Annotated in this window: 15 protein-coding genes; all 15 read left to right on the top strand. The window is 38.2% G+C overall.

What is annotated here, in order from left to right; translation table 11 throughout:
* The first annotated feature begins 2 nt into the window (after nt 1–2).
* Nucleotides 3–1,406 carry an ATP-dependent protease ATPase subunit HslU gene (gene hslU, locus AB7942_RS00720; protein WP_369445448.1) on the top strand — a complete coding sequence of 468 codons (1,404 nt, stop codon included), beginning with the start codon at nt 3–5 and terminating at the stop codon, nt 1,404–1,406.
* 122 nt (nt 1,407–1,528) lie between these two features.
* Nucleotides 1,529–2,308, top strand: coding sequence for a GTP-sensing pleiotropic transcriptional regulator CodY (codY, locus tag AB7942_RS00715; RefSeq protein ID WP_335712556.1), 780 nt, complete (start codon nt 1,529–1,531; stop codon nt 2,306–2,308).
* A 195-nt stretch (nt 2,309–2,503) separates the two neighbouring features.
* Nucleotides 2,504–3,208 (top strand): 30S ribosomal protein S2, encoded by a 705-nt coding sequence (rpsB, locus tag AB7942_RS00710; protein WP_088086379.1) that lies wholly within the window; start codon nt 2,504–2,506, stop codon nt 3,206–3,208.
* Nucleotides 3,209–3,340: 132 nt separating this feature from the next.
* Nucleotides 3,341–4,222, top strand: a complete 882-nt coding sequence (tsf, locus tag AB7942_RS00705; protein ID WP_369445447.1) for a translation elongation factor Ts — start codon at nt 3,341–3,343, stop codon at nt 4,220–4,222.
* Between the two features lie 128 nt (nt 4,223–4,350).
* Complete coding sequence (gene pyrH / locus AB7942_RS00700) at nt 4,351–5,076, top strand: UMP kinase (protein WP_088086381.1); 726 nt, start codon at nt 4,351–4,353, stop codon at nt 5,074–5,076.
* Nucleotides 5,076–5,633: a ribosome recycling factor gene (gene frr / locus AB7942_RS00695; protein ID WP_369445446.1), complete on the top strand. Its 558-nt coding sequence runs from the start codon at nt 5,076–5,078 to the stop codon at nt 5,631–5,633. Before pyrH ends, frr begins: the two co-directional genes overlap by 1 nt.
* Nucleotides 5,634–5,907: 274 nt before the next feature.
* The gene (locus tag AB7942_RS00690; RefSeq protein WP_088086383.1) at nt 5,908–6,684 is read left to right on the top strand and encodes an undecaprenyl pyrophosphate synthase; all 777 of its coding nucleotides are present in this window, start codon (nt 5,908–5,910) and stop codon (nt 6,682–6,684) included.
* A 25-nt stretch (nt 6,685–6,709) separates the two neighbouring features.
* Nucleotides 6,710–7,504, top strand: coding sequence for a phosphatidate cytidylyltransferase (locus tag AB7942_RS00685; protein WP_369445445.1), 795 nt, complete (start codon nt 6,710–6,712; stop codon nt 7,502–7,504).
* Nucleotides 7,505–7,540: 36 nt separating this feature from the next.
* Nucleotides 7,541–8,683 (top strand): 1-deoxy-D-xylulose-5-phosphate reductoisomerase, encoded by a 1,143-nt coding sequence (gene dxr, locus AB7942_RS00680; RefSeq protein WP_369445444.1) that lies wholly within the window; start codon nt 7,541–7,543, stop codon nt 8,681–8,683.
* A 60-nt stretch (nt 8,684–8,743) separates the two neighbouring features.
* Complete coding sequence (rseP, locus tag AB7942_RS00675) at nt 8,744–10,003, top strand: RIP metalloprotease RseP (protein ID WP_369445443.1); 1,260 nt, start codon at nt 8,744–8,746, stop codon at nt 10,001–10,003.
* Between the two features lie 185 nt (nt 10,004–10,188).
* A complete protein-coding gene (locus tag AB7942_RS00670) occupies nt 10,189–14,514 on the top strand; it encodes a PolC-type DNA polymerase III (RefSeq protein WP_369445442.1) in 4,326 nt (1,441 codons plus the stop codon).
* Between the two features lie 318 nt (nt 14,515–14,832).
* Nucleotides 14,833–15,303 carry a ribosome maturation factor RimP gene (gene rimP, locus AB7942_RS00665; protein ID WP_098933006.1) on the top strand — a complete coding sequence of 157 codons (471 nt, stop codon included), beginning with the start codon at nt 14,833–14,835 and terminating at the stop codon, nt 15,301–15,303.
* Between the two features lie 36 nt (nt 15,304–15,339).
* Nucleotides 15,340–16,461, top strand: coding sequence for a transcription termination factor NusA (gene nusA, locus AB7942_RS00660; RefSeq protein ID WP_088086389.1), 1,122 nt, complete (start codon nt 15,340–15,342; stop codon nt 16,459–16,461).
* Nucleotides 16,462–16,480: 19 nt separating this feature from the next.
* A complete protein-coding gene (rnpM, locus tag AB7942_RS00655) occupies nt 16,481–16,753 on the top strand; it encodes an RNase P modulator RnpM (protein ID WP_088086390.1) in 273 nt (90 codons plus the stop codon).
* 8 nt (nt 16,754–16,761) lie between these two features.
* The gene (locus tag AB7942_RS00650; RefSeq protein ID WP_088086391.1) at nt 16,762–17,064 is read left to right on the top strand and encodes a YlxQ family RNA-binding protein; all 303 of its coding nucleotides are present in this window, start codon (nt 16,762–16,764) and stop codon (nt 17,062–17,064) included.
* Nucleotides 17,065–17,073: the final 9 nt, after the last annotated feature.

Raw genomic sequence — 17,073 nt, 5'->3', positions numbered from 1 at the left:
TCATGGGAAAAACAACTAATTTAACCCCTCGTCAAATTGTTGAAAAACTTGATCAATATATTATTGGACAAAAGGATGCTAAGAAAGCGGTTGCTGTTGCCTTAAGAAATCGCTATAGAAGAGGATTGTTAAATGAAAAACTTAGGGATGAAGTTATCCCCAAAAATATATTGATGATAGGTCCGACTGGAGTTGGGAAAACAGAAATTGCCAGAAGGATTGCCAAAATTGTGGGTGCCCCTTTTATTAAGGTGGAAGCAACAAAGTTTACTGAAGTAGGCTATGTTGGGCGAGATGTAGAATCCATGGTTAGAGATCTTGCGGAAACCTCTGTTCGTTTAGTAAAAGAGGAACGGATGCAAAGTGTGAAGGAACGTGCAGAAGAGAATGCCAACAGCAGGCTAGTTGATTTACTTGTGCCATCAGCCAAAAAAACGAGTAACTATAAAAACCCGCTTGAAATGTTATTCGGAGGCGGGAATACATCAACTGAACCAGAAACACATCAAGAGGATTTTTCGATTTCTGAAAAACGAAAAATTGTCAAAGAAAAATTAGCACTTAGTCAACTAGAGGATGAAATCGTTACGGTTGAAGTAGATGAGCAAGCTCCATCCATGTTTGATATGCTGCAAGGCTCAGGGATTGAACAAATGGGAATGAATATGCAGGATGCTCTAAGCAGCTTTATGCCGAAAAAACGCAAAAAGCGAAAATTGACTGTCCGTGAAGCTCGCAAGGTGCTGACTAGTGAAGAGGCTTCTAAGCTTATTGATATGGATGAAGTAAATTCTGAGGCCATTTATCGTGCGGAACAAGCTGGAATTATTTTTATCGATGAAATTGATAAAATCGCTAGTAAAAATTCGGGAGGCTCTTCTGCAGATGTATCCAGAGAAGGGGTTCAAAGAGATATTTTGCCTATAGTTGAAGGTTCAACAGTAGTGACCAAATATGGGTCAGTAAAAACCGACCATGTATTATTTATTGCTGCTGGAGCATTTCACATGGCGAAACCTTCCGATTTAATTCCAGAACTTCAAGGGCGTTTCCCAATTCGTGTAGAATTAACAAAGCTAACTGTGGAAGATTTCTTCAGAATCTTAATCGAACCAGATAATGCCCTTATTAAGCAATATCAGGCATTATTGGAAACAGAAGGTATACAAATTGAATTTTCTGACGATGCTATTCGTAGAATTGCCGAAGTTGCATTTGAAGTGAATCAAAATACAGATAATATTGGTGCAAGACGTCTTCATACGATTCTCGAAAAGCTTTTAGAAGACTTATCTTTTGAAGCTCCAGAAATTTCGATGGAGAAGATAACTATTACACCACAATATGTCGACGATAAACTTGGTGCTATTTCGAAAAATAAAGATTTAAGTCAGTTTATCTTATAAAAATGAACGTCTGATAATCCCATGTATGAAGAAATGTTCATTTTTAAATACCCTAAAATGTAGTATTTGAAGATTAATTAATAATTTAATATTGGTTGTAGTTAATTAGGAGGAAGAAACAGATGGATTTACTTACAAAAACTAGAAGGATTAACGTATTATTGCAAAAGGCAGCAGGAAAACCGGTTAACTTTAAGGAAATGTCCGAGACATTGAGTGAAACAATTGAAGCAAATGTGTACATTGTCAGCCGTCGCGGGAAACTACTTGGTTTTTCAATTTATCAGCAAATTGAAAATGAAAGAATGAAAAAGATGTTTGAGGATCGTCAATTCCCTGAGGAATATACAAATGGTTTATTTAATATTCAAGAAACCTCATCAAATCTTGATATTGAAAGCCAATATACTGCTTTTCCAGTAGAAAACAGAGATTTATTTAAAGAAGGTTTAACTACGATTGTTCCAATTATTGGCGGCGGGGAACGCCTTGGCACGTTAATTCTTGCAAGATTACAAGAAAAGTTCCACGATGATGATCTAATCCTTGCAGAATATGGTGCAACAGTTGTAGGTATGGAGATTTTACGAGAAAAGTCTGAAGAAATTGAAGAAGAAGCTAGAAGCAAAGCAGTAGTTCAAATGGCTATTAGTTCATTATCATATAGTGAACTTGAAGCGATTGAACATATCTTTGAAGAATTAAATGGCCGTGAAGGCTTATTGGTTGCTTCGAAAATAGCTGATCGTGTTGGTATTACTCGTTCTGTTATCGTTAACGCACTAAGAAAACTTGAAAGTGCAGGGGTAATTGAATCACGTTCACTAGGGATGAAAGGAACATATATCAAAGTTTTAAATGATAAGTTTCTGATGGAACTTGATAAATTAAGATCTAATTAATCATAACTAATCCCCAGCTAACTGGGGATTTTGTTTTTTATTAAACAAATGCTTGATTGTTATTATTACATATGCTATATTATTTCATGGTGTTAATACACACGCTCATTGATTTAATCAGATGGTGCTGTTCATAACAGTTTCTGTTTAAAGATGAGGTGAGCGGAGGAAAACAAACCATTAGGAGGAAAAATCATGTCAGTCATTTCTATGAAGCAATTGCTTGAAGCTGGTGTACACTTCGGACACCAAACTCGCCGTTGGAACCCTAAAATGAAGAAATATATCTTCACAGAGCGTAACGGTATCTATATCATTGACCTTCAAAAAACAGTTAAAAAAGTTGAAGAAGCTTATAACTGGGTAAAGGAACTTGCTGGTAACGGCGGAACAGTTCTTTTTGTTGGTACAAAAAAACAAGCTCAAGATTCTGTTAAAGAAGAAGCGGGCCGTTCTGGTATGTACTATGTTAACCAACGTTGGTTAGGTGGTACTTTAACAAACTTTGAAACAATTCAAAAGCGTATTGGCCGCTTAAAAGATATCGAAAGAATGTCTGAAGACGGAACTTTTGAAGTATTACCTAAAAAAGAAGTTGTTCAATTAAAGAAACAACAAGAGCGTCTAGAGAAATTCTTAGGCGGTATCAAAGATATGAAACAACTTCCAGATGCACTTTTCATTATTGACCCTCGTAAAGAGCGTATCGCGGTTGCAGAAGCTAAGAAATTGAACATTCCTATCGTAGGTATTGTTGATACAAACTGTGATCCAGACGAAATCGATGTAGTTATTCCTGCGAATGACGATGCGATTCGTGCGGTTAAGCTTTTAACAGGTAAAATGGCAGATGCTATCCTTGAAGCTAAACAAGGTGAAGAAGTACAAGTTCAGGCTTAATTAAATCAAAAGGTGATAAGAGGGAGACCCTTTATCACCTTTTTTTAAAGAAGGTTTTTATTGGAAAGTTTTAGAATAGCTGTCATTGGCTAAGATATGGATACATAGTAAAATAAAGGAGGAATTTACATTATGGCAATTACTGCTCAAATGGTTAAAGAACTACGTGAAAAAACTGGTGCAGGTATGTTGGATTGTAAAAAAGCACTAACTGAAACTGATGGAGATATGGATAAAGCAATTGATTTCTTACGCGAAAAAGGGATTGCATCGGCTGCTAAGAAGGGTGACCGAATTGCTGCAGAAGGTTTAACATATGTTGTAACTGAAGGTAACGATGCAGTTATTCTAGAAGTAAACTCTGAAACTGACTTTGTTGCAAAAAATGAAGCGTTCCAAGCTCTTGTAAAAGATCTAGCTGCACATCTTCTAAAGAACAAGCCTGCAACTGTTGAAGAAGCATCTGCTCAAACAATGGAGAATGGCGCTACTGTAGCAGATCATATCAATGCTTCTATTGCTAAGATTGGTGAAAAATTAACACTTCGCCGCTTTTCTGTTACATCAAAAACAGACAATGATGCATTTGGAGCATATATTCATATGGGTGGCCGCATTTCTGTCCTATCAGTACTTGAAGGTACAACAGAAGCGGATGCTGCGAAGGATGTTTCAATGCATATCGCAGCACTAAAACCAAAGTATGTTTCTCGTGACGAAGTTTCTCAAGAAGAAGTTGAGCATGAGCGTCAAGTATTAACACAACAAGCACTTAACGAAGGCAAGCCTGCAAAAATCGTTGAAAAAATGGTTGAAGGCCGTCTTGGAAAATATTTTGAAGATGTTTGTGTACTTGATCAAACTTTCGTTAAAAACCCTGATCAAAAAGTACGTCAGTTTGTTGAATCTAAGGGTGCTACAATCCGTGAGTTCGTCCGTTACGAAGTCGGAGAAGGTATCGAAAAACGTGAAGATAACTTTGCTGAAGAAGTTATGAATCAAATTAAAAAATAATCAAAAACTATTCTCTAGCATAAAAACAAAATAGTTTTTAAGGGAATGTTAATGAAATAGGTTTTTAAATAGGGGACACGGTGTGTTCCCTTTTTTAAAAAGAATTAATTACATAAATGGAGGTTTATATGAGCGGTCCTAAGTACAAACGCGTAGTATTAAAGTTGAGCGGAGAAGCACTTGCTGGTGAATCGAGCTTTGGAATTAAACCTTCTGTGATCAAATCGATTGCTATTCAAGTTAAAGAAATAGCAGAGCTTGGTGTAGAAGTTGCTGTCGTTGTCGGTGGCGGTAACATTTGGCGCGGAAAAATTGGCAGTGAAATGGGTATGGACCGGGCAACCGCCGATTATATGGGGATGCTTGCAACGGTTATGAATTCTTTAGCACTGCAAGATAGTTTGGAGCACTTAGGAATTGAATCACGGGTGCAAACCTCTATTGAAATGCGCCAGGTGGCAGAGCCTTATATTCGACGCCGTGCAATTAGACATTTAGAAAAAAAACGGGTAGTCATTTTTGCAGCGGGTACAGGAAATCCATATTTCTCAACGGATACAACCGCTGCACTCCGAGCAGCGGAAATCGATGCTGAAGTAATCTTAATGGCGAAGAATAATGTCGATGGAGTGTATTCTGCAGACCCTCGATTAGATGCAAGTGCTACTAAATATGAAGATTTGTCTTTCTTAGATGTTCTTAAAGAAGGATTAGCAGTTATGGACTCTACTGCCTCCTCCTTATGCATGGATAATGATATTCCATTGATTGTTTTCTCGATTATGGAGCAGGGGAATATTAAACGAGCTGTTATGGGGGAAAAAATAGGAACAATTGTTAGGGGGAAACATTAATGCCAAAACAAGTCATCTCTACCATTAAAGAACGTATGACAAAAGCCATTCAGTCATATTCGCGTGAGCTTGCCAGCATCCGTGCGGGGAGAGCAAGCGCTTCGTTATTGGACAGAATTACAATTGATTATTATGGTGCACCAACACCTGTCAACCAAATGGCTGGAATTTCAACACCTGAAGCTAGGCTTATTGTTATTCAACCATATGATAAAACCACCCTTGGAGATATTGAAAAAGCAATTCTTAAATCTGATTTAGGATTAAATCCTAGCAACGACGGTATGGTAATCCGCCTTGCTATTCCACAATTGACTGAGGAGCGCCGCAAGGAGTTAGTAAAATTAGTCAAAAAGGAATCAGAAGAAGCAAAGGTAGCTATCCGTAATATCCGTCGAGATGGTAATGACGAATTAAAGAAGCTAGAGAAGAATGGTGAAATTACAGAGGATAGTCTTCGCGGTCATTCGGAGGATATCCAAAAACTTACCGACGAATATATTAGTAAAGTTGATCAAATTACAAAAGACAAAGAAAAGGAAATTTTGGAAGTTTAATTAATAAATAAGAACCCTCTGTTTAGGGGGTTTTTCACTATTTTATTATGTATTTTGGGGATTTTTGATTGTTCCCTGAAAGTTGTCTGAACATTATTCTTAATCTCTGTTTTTTTACATAAGTTAAATATTAGAGATATCTTTTTGCTTTTTTGGTATGATAAAAACATGCTACCCCGAAATGTCCATTACATAACAACACACATGCTTCAATGGAATTGATATATGATTTAATTTTCGGAGGAAATGATTAACTAATTGGAGGAGCAATGTTATGTTTAATAAATTAAGGCTTGGGAAGAACCGAAATAACACTTCCACACTCCGAAATAAAATAGAGGAAATAAAAAAATCGCCTGTTCCTGAGCATGTGGCGATTATTATGGATGGCAACGGACGTTGGGCTAAGAAACGGGCATTACCACGTATTGCTGGTCACCATGAGGGCATGAAGGTTGTTCGGAAAACAACGAAATTAGCAAATAAGCTCGGCATTAAAACCTTAACATTGTATGCATTTTCAACTGAGAATTGGAAAAGGCCAAAAAATGAAGTCGAATATATTATGAGTCTGCCTGATGAATTTTTAGGAACATTTTTGCCGGATTTAATTGAGGAAAATGTTCAAGTGAAAATGATGGGCTATAAAAATCAACTTCCAGTACATACACTGCGTGCAATAGAAAAAGCTATAGAAGAAACAAAAAATAATGATGGATTAGTATTAAACTTTGCATTAAATTACGGGAGCAGAGCTGAGATTCTTGATGCTGTGAAGCAAGTCTTAAATGACAGCAAAAGTGGTAAACTAAACGAGACGGAGTTAGACGAAAAAGTCTTTTCTTCCTACTTAATGACTGCTAATTTTACAGACCCAGATCTTTTAATCCGAACTAGTGGTGAAATCCGCTTGAGTAACTTTATGCTTTGGCAGTTGGCTTACTCAGAGTTTTGGTTTACAGATGTCTTATGGCCAGACTTTAATGAAGAACATTTACTTGAAGCAATTGAAACGTTCCAGAATCGACAGCGTCGGTTTGGTGGCATATAGAACAACAAAGGTGATGAAATATTAGATGAAGCAAAGAATCATTACAGGAGTCGTTGCAGCTGCACTATTTTTACCAATTGTCTATTATGGTGGATTTCCACTTGTAATATTAACCTACTTTTTAGCGACGATCGGATTGTATGAGTTATTAAAAATGAAAAAACTTACTATTTTTTCGGTTAATGGTGTGTTAGCACTTTTATTTCTGTGGGTGTTGCTCTTTCCCGAAAAATATTATCCCATATTAGATTCCTTTTATTATTCAAAAATAGAGATATGTATTGCATTAGTTCTTTTGTTATTAACTTACACCGTTATTACCAAAAATCAATTTACATTTGAAGACGTTTCTTTTTCTATCCTATCAGCCATTTATGTAGGTATTGGCTTTTACTTTTTCTTTGAAACGAGGCAGGATGGGGGACTTGTCTATATTTTGTATTCTTTATTTATGATTTGGGCTACTGATTCAGGTGCTTATTTTATTGGAAAAGCTCTTGGTAAAACAAAGCTATGGCCCGAAATTAGCCCGAATAAGACAGTTGAAGGGTCGATTGGCGGAATCGCCTGTGCAGTTATTGTGGCTGTCATCTTTGTTCTCCTCTCAAACATTAACGTCGGTCTATTAACATTAATGGGAATTACAATCGTCCTTTCCGTTTTTGGACAAATTGGTGACTTAGTTGAATCAGCCTTTAAGCGTCATTTTAATGTCAAAGATTCTGGTACAATCTTGCCAGGTCATGGTGGAATTCTTGATCGATTTGACAGCCTATTATTTGTTTGGCCCTTGTTACATTTTTTTCACCTTTGGTTATAGAGCGCGTGCGCTTCACATTTAGGAGTTGACTTTTTATTGAAAACCATTAGCTTATTGGGTGCAACCGGATCGATAGGAACCCAAACCTTAGATATTATCCGTGAGCATCCATCTGAATTTAAATTAGCAGCCTTTTCTGTGGGTAAAAATATCGATTTGGCTCGAAAAATGATTGTTGAATTTCAGCCTGAGCTTGTTTCTGTACAAGACTATCATGACTGTAATACATTAAAAGCAGAATTTCCTAATATTAAATTCACTTTTGGTCAGGAAGGACTAATCGAGACAGCAGTTTATGAAAAAGCCGATATTCTTGTCAACGCAGTTCTTGGCAGTGTGGGGTTAAACCCGACTTTACAAGCGATTGAATGTGGGAAGATAATCGCGATTGCCAATAAAGAAACACTGGTTACTGCAGGTCATTTAGTTATGGATGCGGCTAAAAGAAATAATGTACCACTCCTTCCGGTCGATAGTGAACATTCTGCCATTTTTCAAGCCTTGCAGGGGGAAAAGGAGAAAAACATTGAAAGATTAATTCTAACTGCTTCCGGCGGGAGCTTTCGTGACCTCCCCAGGCAAGAATTGAAAAATGTTACCGTGGAGCAAGCACTAAACCATCCAAATTGGTCGATGGGGGCAAAAATCACAATTGATTCGGCATCAATGATGAACAAAGGTTTAGAAGTAATTGAAGCACATTGGCTTTTCAATATGCCATATGAAAAAATTGATGTACTGCTTCATAAAGAAAGCATCATCCATTCAATGATTGAGTTTCACGATAGCAGTATCATTGCTCAGCTTGGAACGCCAGATATGAGAGTGCCAATTCAATATGCGCTCACCTATCCTGATCGTTTGCCATTGCCTTCATCAAAACGTTTGGATCTGGCAAGGATTGGGAAATTGCATTTCGAGGAAATGGATGCTGCGAGATTCCGCTGTCTTGGTTTTGCTTATGAGGCTGGGAAAAAAGGTGGATCGATGCCAACGGTATTGAATGCAGCGAATGAAGTGGCCGTGGCAGCTTTTCTAGAAGGGAAAATTCGGTTCTTGCAGATTGAAGATTTGATTGAGAAAGCCCTAACCGCCCACCAAATCACGGAACACCCTAGCCTAACTTCAATCCAAGAGATAGACAAAGAAACAAGAGAATATGTTCATTCACTCCTGTAAGAAAAACGGAAGCGCAAGTAAAAGAATCTCTCTTATCCTGAAAAAAAAGGTGGTTTTATTTTGACTACAGTTATTGCCTTTATAGTGATTTTTGGCGCACTCGTATTCTTTCATGAATTAGGTCATTTGATTTTCGCAAAAAGGGCTGGTATATTATGCCGTGAATTTGCAATTGGTTTTGGCCCAAAAGTATTTTCCCATAAACGAGCGGAGACAACCTATACCATTCGGTTACTTCCGATTGGTGGATTTGTGCGCATGGCTGGCGAAGACCCAGAAATGATTGAAATAAAGCCTGGTTATCGTATTGGCTTGTTGTTTGATAAGGATGAAAAAGTAAATAAAATCATCTTAAATAATAAAGAGAAGTATCCTAATTGTCGGATCGTTGAAGTGGAATATGCTGATATCGAAAAGGATTTAGTTATTAAAGGATTTCCTGAAGATGAAGATGAAGTATTAAAAACCTTTATCATTGACCCAAAAGCAGTCATCGTGGAAAATGGAATCGAGTCACAGATTGCTCCAATTGACCGTCAATTCGGATCAAAAACATTAGGACAAAGAACGATGGCTATTTTTGCTGGTCCGATGATGAATTTTGTACTTGCATTCATTTTATTTATTATTATTGCTTTTATACAGGGGGTACCTACGAATGAACCTAAGTTAGGTGAAATAACTCCTGATGGGGCAGCGATGGCTGCTGGTCTTAAAAAAGGTGATCTCATCCAGACGATTAATGGTTCAGAAATTTCGAGTTGGTCTGATGTAGTGGAGGTCATTAGGAAAAATCCAAATGAAAAGCTCGACTTTTCTATTCGCCGTGACAATAAGGATTTAGATATCACGGTAACCCCAATTGAAAAAACGGTTGAAGGAAAGAAAATTGGGCTTATTGGTGTTTATAGTCCTGTTGAAAAGTCTCCTATACAAGCAATTAAGGCAGGTTTCACAGAAACCTATTTTTGGACGAAGCAGATTTTTGTAATGGTTGGTAAATTAGTCACTGGCCAATTTTCAATTGATGCACTTTCTGGTCCCGTTGGTATTTACCAAGCAACAGATTCTGTAGCTAAATCGGGTATTTATTATTTAATGAAATGGGCAGGGATTTTAAGCATTAACTTAGGTATTATGAACTTATTACCTATTCCCGCTCTTGACGGTGGAAGATTAATGTTTTTTGCTGTCGAAGCTGTTAGAGGCAAGCCGATTGACCGTCAAAAGGAAGGTATGGTTCATTTTATTGGATTCGCTCTCTTAATGCTGCTCATGCTTGTTGTAACTTGGAATGACATTCAAAGGTTTTTCTTGTAATATGTAAACTTTAATTTATTTTGGGGGCCGTTAATACGGTCCCTATTCTTGTGTTTAAAGAAAACTATTTAACTAAAATGGAGAAATTTTTCTGTCGAATAAAGCCGAATCATTTTGAGTCATATGATATAATTACTTTTTGACGAGATAAAAAAAGCGATATTTAATAGATGGGAGAGAGAACGATGAGCGAACATGCCCTAGGCAAAAAAGAGCGATTCCAACTCTTGCTCCAGCAGCTGCAATTGATCGAGGATGCTGTTGTAGTGCATTTCAATAATGCGCAAATTGAAAGGTTATTAGTGGAAAAAAAAGCTAGAAAGTGGCATTTTCAATTTTTATTTGAAAATATACTTCCCTATAATGTTTATGTAATGTTTACGTCACAGCTTGAACGGACATTTTCAAACATTGCAACGATTTCCTTCCATATAAATGTAACAAATCAAATTATTTCACCGGAATTATTACGAGATTATTGGAGTTATAGCATTCAGCAAATTGATGGAATTGCTCCGCCGCTTTTAAAACTATTACATGAACAACTTCCCGAAGTGAACGGTAATAAGCTTACAATTTCAGTTCGTAATGATACTGAGGGACAAGCACTAAAGCGGAAATATGGCGAGACGATCGCTAAAATCTATCAATCATTTGGATTTCCCAATTTATCGATTGAGACAGTAATAAAAAGTAACGAGAAAAATGAAGAATATCAACAATTTCTTCTTGCTAAGCAAAAGGAAGATCAAGAACGCGGACTTCAAGCAATGGTTGAATTGCAGAGAAAAGAAGCTGAAAAGGATCAGGCATCTGGTGATCTTCCATCTGGACCGCTTACTATTGGTCTTACCATTAAGGATAATAATGATTTCCGAAGTCTGATTGATATTGTTGATGAAGAAAGACGAATAGCTGTAGAAGGGTTTATCTTTGATGCGGAAATACGTGAACTCAGGAGCGGCCGTTCCCTGCTGACCTTCAAAATAACTGATTACACAAGCTCTATTATGGTAAAAATGTTTTCACGCGATAAAGAGGATGCAGCCCTGTTCCAGCTTGTCAAAAAAGGAATGTGGGTAAAAGTTCGAGGCAGCATTCAGAATGATACCTTTGTTCGTGACCTCGTGATGATTGGAAATGATATTAATGAAATTAAGCCTGTTGGCCGAAAGGATACTGCACCCGAAGATCAGAAACGTGTAGAACTCCATCTTCATACACCAATGAGTCAAATGGATGCAGTCACACCTGTTAGCGCACTGATTGCACAGGCAAAAAAATGGGGACATAAAGCAATTGCAGTAACCGATCACGCGGTTGCACAATCATTCCCTGAAGCGTATGGTGCTGGGAAGAAAAATGATATTAAAATTCTCTATGGGGTTGAAGTAAATTTAGTGGATGATGGGGTGCCAATTGCCTATAATGATGCACATCGTCAACTAGCTGAGGATACCTATGTTGTATTTGACGTTGAAACTACGGGACTATCAGCGGTGTACAATACAATTATTGAGCTTGCTGCTGTGAAAATACATGACGGTGAAATCATTGACCGCTTCGAATCCTTTGCCAATCCTCATCACCGTTTATCGGCAACAACGATCAACCTCACTGGAATTACCGATGATATGGTCCAAACCGCCCCAGAAATTGAGGTAGTTCTTCGGAATTTTAGTGAATGGGCTGGTGATGCTATTCTTGTAGCCCATAATGCTTCCTTTGATATGGGTTTCCTCAATGTCGGATATAGAAAAATAGGCTTTGAAAAGGCAAAGAATCCTGTTATTGATACACTTGAACTTGGACGATTTCTCTATCCAGAGATGAAAAACCATCGTTTAAATACACTAACTAAGAAGTTTGATATTGAATTAACCCAACATCACCGCGCCATTTATGATGCAGAGGCAACCGGTTATCTACTATTGAAAATGTTAAAGGATTCCCTCGAAAAAGGAATTGAATACCATGACCAGTTTAATGATAATATGGGGAAAGGAAATGCCTACCAACGGGCACGTCCTTATCACTGTACACTTTTAGCCCAAACACAAGCGGGATTAAAAAACCTTTTTAAACTCGTATCTATATCACACCTTGAATATTTTTATCGAGTTCCTAGATTACCAAGATCTGTTTTGCAAAAATACAGGGAAGGGATTTTAGTGGGCTCCGGTTGTAATAAAGGTGAGGTATTTGAAGGGATGATGCAAAAATCCCCAGAGGAAGTGGAAGGCGCTGCACGTTTTTATGATTATCTTGAAGTCATGCCGAAAGAAGTAAATGCACCGTTGATTGAAATGGAATTGGTGAGCGATGAAAAAGCAATGGAAGATATTATTGCGAAAATCATTACGCTTGGTGATAAATTAGGATTGCCAGTTGCTGCAACTGGAAATGTCCATTACCTTAATGAAAATGATAAAATTTATCGAAAAATATTAATTAATTCCCAGGGTGGAGCTAACCCGCTAAATCGCCATGAACTTCCCGATGTTCACTTTAGGACAACTAATGAAATGCTTGATGCTTTTTCATTTTTAGGAAAAGAGAAGGCAAAAGAAATTGTTGTAACTAACACGAATAAAATTGCGGATATGATTGAAGTCATTAAACCAATTAAAGACGATTTGTATACACCGAAAATTGAAGGCGCCGATGAAGAAATGCGTGAAATGAGTTATGCAATGGCGCGGAGAATTTACGGTGACAACTTGCCGGAAATAGTGGAAGCCAGGTTAGAAAAGGAATTGAAAAGTATTATTGGGCATGGATTTGCCGTAATTTATTTGATTTCTCATAAGCTTGTTAAAAAGTCCTTGGATGATGGTTACCTTGTAGGCTCAAGGGGATCTGTGGGTTCATCACTTGTAGCTACAATGACAGAAATTACCGAGGTAAATCCACTACCACCTCATTATGTGTGTCCAACCTGTAAGCATTCAGAGTTTTTTAATGATGGTTCTGTCGGTTCAGGCTTTGATTTACCTGATAAGGATTGTCCACAATGTGGTGGAAAATACCATAAGGATGGGCACGATATTCCGTTCGAAACGTTTCTTGGCTTTAAAGGGGACAAAGTTCCTGATATCGATTTAAACTTCTCTGGTGAATACCAGCCGCGGGCCCATAATTATACAAAGGTCCTGTTTGGTGAGGATAATGTATTCCGCGCTGGGACGATTGGTACAGTCGCAGACAAGACCGCTTTTGGATATGTTAAAGCATATCAACAGGATAACAATCTACAACTGCGTGGTGCCGAAGTAGAACGCCTTGCTTCAGGCTGTACGGGTGTTAAAAGAACAACGGGTCAACATCCAGGTGGTATTATTGTTATACCTGATTACATGGATGTTTATGATTTTTCACCGATTCAATTCCCGGCAGATGATAGAAATTCAGAATGGAAGACAACACATTTCGATTTCCATTCCATCCATGATAATGTCCTAAAGCTAGATATCCTCGGACATGATGACCCGACCGTGATTAGGATGCTTCAGGACCTGAGCGGAATGGATCCGAAAACAATCCCTACAGATGATCCTGAAGTCATGAAAATCTTCAGCGGGACGGAGTCATTAGGCGTAACTGAAAAGCAGATCATGTGTAAAACTGGAACACTTGGTATTCCAGAGTTTGGAACTCGATTCGTTCGGCAAATGCTTGAGGATACGAAACCAACAACGTTCTCTGAACTTGTTCAAATATCGGGGTTATCACATGGTACCGATGTATGGCTTGGGAATGCCCAAGAATTAATCCATAATCGAACATGTAATCTTAGTGAAGTTATTGGCTGTCGTGATGATATCATGGTCTACCTAATTTATCAGGGACTGGACCCATCCTTTGCTTTTAAAATTATGGAATCAGTTCGTAAGGGTAAAGGCTTAAGTGAAGAAATGGAAGCAGAGATGCGGAAAAACGAAGTTCCAGAATGGTATATCGACTCTTGTAAGAAAATTAAATACATGTTCCCAAAGGCCCATGCTGCTGCATATGTACTTATGGCAGTTAGAATTGCATATTTCAAGGTACATCTGCCGCTGCTTTATTACGCCGCTTATTTTACTGTCCGCGCGGAAGACTTTGACATTGAAGCAATGTCGCGCGGTTCAGAATCGATACGTGCAAAAATAGAAGAAATAAATGCAAAAGGCCTAGAAGCATCAAACAAAGAAAAAAACTTATTAACGGTTTTGGAACTAGCACTTGAAATGACTGAAAGGGGCTTTGTTTTCCAGAACTACGATTTATATAAATCTTCATCATCTGAATTCATCATTGAAGGCAATACCTTAATACCGCCGTTTAATTCGATTCCAGGCTTAGGAACGAATGCGGCCTATAATATTGTCAAGGCAAGGGAATCAGGAGAATTTTTATCCAAAGAAGATTTACAGCAACGAGGAAAGGTATCTAAGACGATCCTTGAATATTTAGACAAACAAGGGTGCCTATCATCCCTTCCAGAGCAAAACCAGCTTTCTCTGTTTTAAGTTGGATTATCATCTAGCTCCAGCGTCTACGGGCTCGAGTCATAAGCCAATCGCTTTGGAAGGTAAAAAGCGCCTTCTGTCAGCTCTTGTCTTATACTGGCCGCCCCAGATCAGGGCGCTTCCGCTTTTGGGCGCTATTTGCATTAAAATGTTGGTTATGGTATAGTTTTATTGGAAATACTAAGAAATACTCTCGTGATCAAGAGTGGGGAAACCCGCTCTTTCGTTTTTGTATAAATCTTTTTTCTTAGTAACTTGATAAAACTCTCCGTGAACTACATACAATATGGGTGAAATTTTCGGAAAAGGAGGTAAAGCATGAGCAAGGTAACGGAAGTTGTAGAAGAGCTGGCTACGCCTATTTTTCAAGAACTTGGTTTGGAATTAGTGGAAATTGAGTATGTGAAGGAAGGGAAAAGCTGGTTTCTTCGCGTATATATCGATAAAGACAACGGTGTTGATATTGAGGATTGCGGACTCGTTAGCGAAAAACTCAGCGAAAAACTCGATGAGCTTGATCCGATTCCCCATAACTATTTTCTTGAAGTTTCTTCACCTGGAGCAGAGCGTCCATTGAAAAAGGATAAAGATTTCCAAAAGGCAATAGGTAAAAGTGTCTTTATCAAAACTTATGAACCGATTGATGGGGAGAAAAGCTTCGAAGGGACATTATTAGAATTTGATGGTCAACATTTAAAAATCGAAATGAAGATTAAAACCCGGAAGAAGACAATTGAAATTCCCTATGAAAAAGTAGCCAACGCGCGATTAGCTGTTACTTTTTCGTAATGAAATTATAGATAAAGGATAGGGGGATACACAAAGATGAGCAGCGAATTATTAGATGCTCTTACAATACTGGAAAGAGAAAAAGGTATTTCCAGAGATGTTTTAATTGAAGCGATCGAAGCAGCTCTTGTTTCAGCATATCGCCGAAATTTTAATCAAGCCCAGAATGTTCGGATTGATTTAAATTTACAGACAGGATCTATGCGCGTTTTTGCTAGAAAAGAAGTGGTCGATCAAGTATTTGACCCTCGTCTCGAAATTTCCTTAGAGGATGCTAGACAAATCACACCAAATTACCAAGTTGAAGATATTGTCGAAATGGAAGTTACACCCAAGGACTTTGGGCGGATTGCAGCTCAAACTGCCAAGCAAGTGGTTACTCAACGTGTAAGAGAAGCAGAACGCGGAATTATTTATTCGGAATTTATTGACCGTGAAGAAGATATTATGACTGGTATTGTTCAAAGACTCGATTCTAAATTCATTTATGTAAGTCTCGGGAAAATCGAGGCATTATTACCTGTAAACGAGCAAATGCCAAATGAACGTTATAAGCCTCATGATCGAATTAAAGTATTTATTACAAAAGTTGAAAAGACCACCAAGGGGCCGCAAATATTCGTATCTCGGACACATCCTGGTCTCTTAAAACGTTTGTTTGAAATTGAAGTTCCTGAAATTTATGATGGAACCGTTGAAATTAAGTCAGTTGCCCGTGAGGCAGGGGATCGCTCGAAGATTTCTGTCCACTCGGATAATAATGAGGTAGATCCAGTTGGATCTTGTGTTGGACCTAAGGGTGCGAGGGTTCAAGCGGTTGTTAATGAATTAAAGGGTGAAAAAATTGATATTGTTAAGTGGTCAGCGGACCCAGTAGTGTTTGTGGCAAACTCACTTAGCCCGTCAAAAGTATTAGATGTTATGGTTAACGAGAATGAAAAAGCAACAACAGTTGTTGTTCCTGATTATCAGCTATCATTAGCAATCGGGAAACGAGGACAAAATGCCCGCCTAGCAGCAAAACTAACAGGCTGGAAAATTGATATTAAATCAGAAACTGAAGCACGTGAGATTGGAATTTATCCACGTGAAGAAACCATTAGGCTTTTTGATGATCAAGTTGATACTGATTTCGATTATGAAGAAGAGTTGGACTAAAAAGTGAGGTGAATGATGAATGAACAATCAGAAAAAAGTTCCTATGCGCAAGTGTGTTGCAACCGGTGATATGAAACCGAAAAAAGAACTTGTTCGCATCGTTCGCTCAAAGGAAGGGGAGGTATCCATCGACCTGACGGGGAAGAAATCCGGAAGGGGTGCCTACCTTTCAAGGGACAAGGAAGCTGTCTTACTTGCCAAGAAAAAAAATACCCTATCTAATCACTTACAGGTTTCTATAAATGATTCGTTATACGAAGAGCTACTTGAGCTTATAGAGAAGGAGAATTGACAATCCAAATGAAACAAAATCAATGGATGTCATTGCTTGGCTTGGCCAATCGAGCACGCAAAATCATATCAGGTGAGGAGCTTACCGTGAAGCAGATTCAAAGCGGAAAGGCGCATCTCATTTTATTATCCGCAGATGCTTCTGCAAATACGACAAAAAAGATTACTGATAAGTGTAATTCGTATGAGGTTCCATATAAAATTGTGGAAAATCGTCATCTTCTTGGCCAAGCGATTGGCAAGGAAGCCCGCGTTGTTGTAGCTGTACTGGATGATGGATTTGCTAAAAAAATGGTAACGTTGCTCGATTAAATCTAGCGG

The sequence above is a fragment of the Neobacillus sp. BF23-41 genome (assembly GCF_041106275.1).
This window is presented reverse-complemented; position numbering and strand designations above follow the sequence as displayed.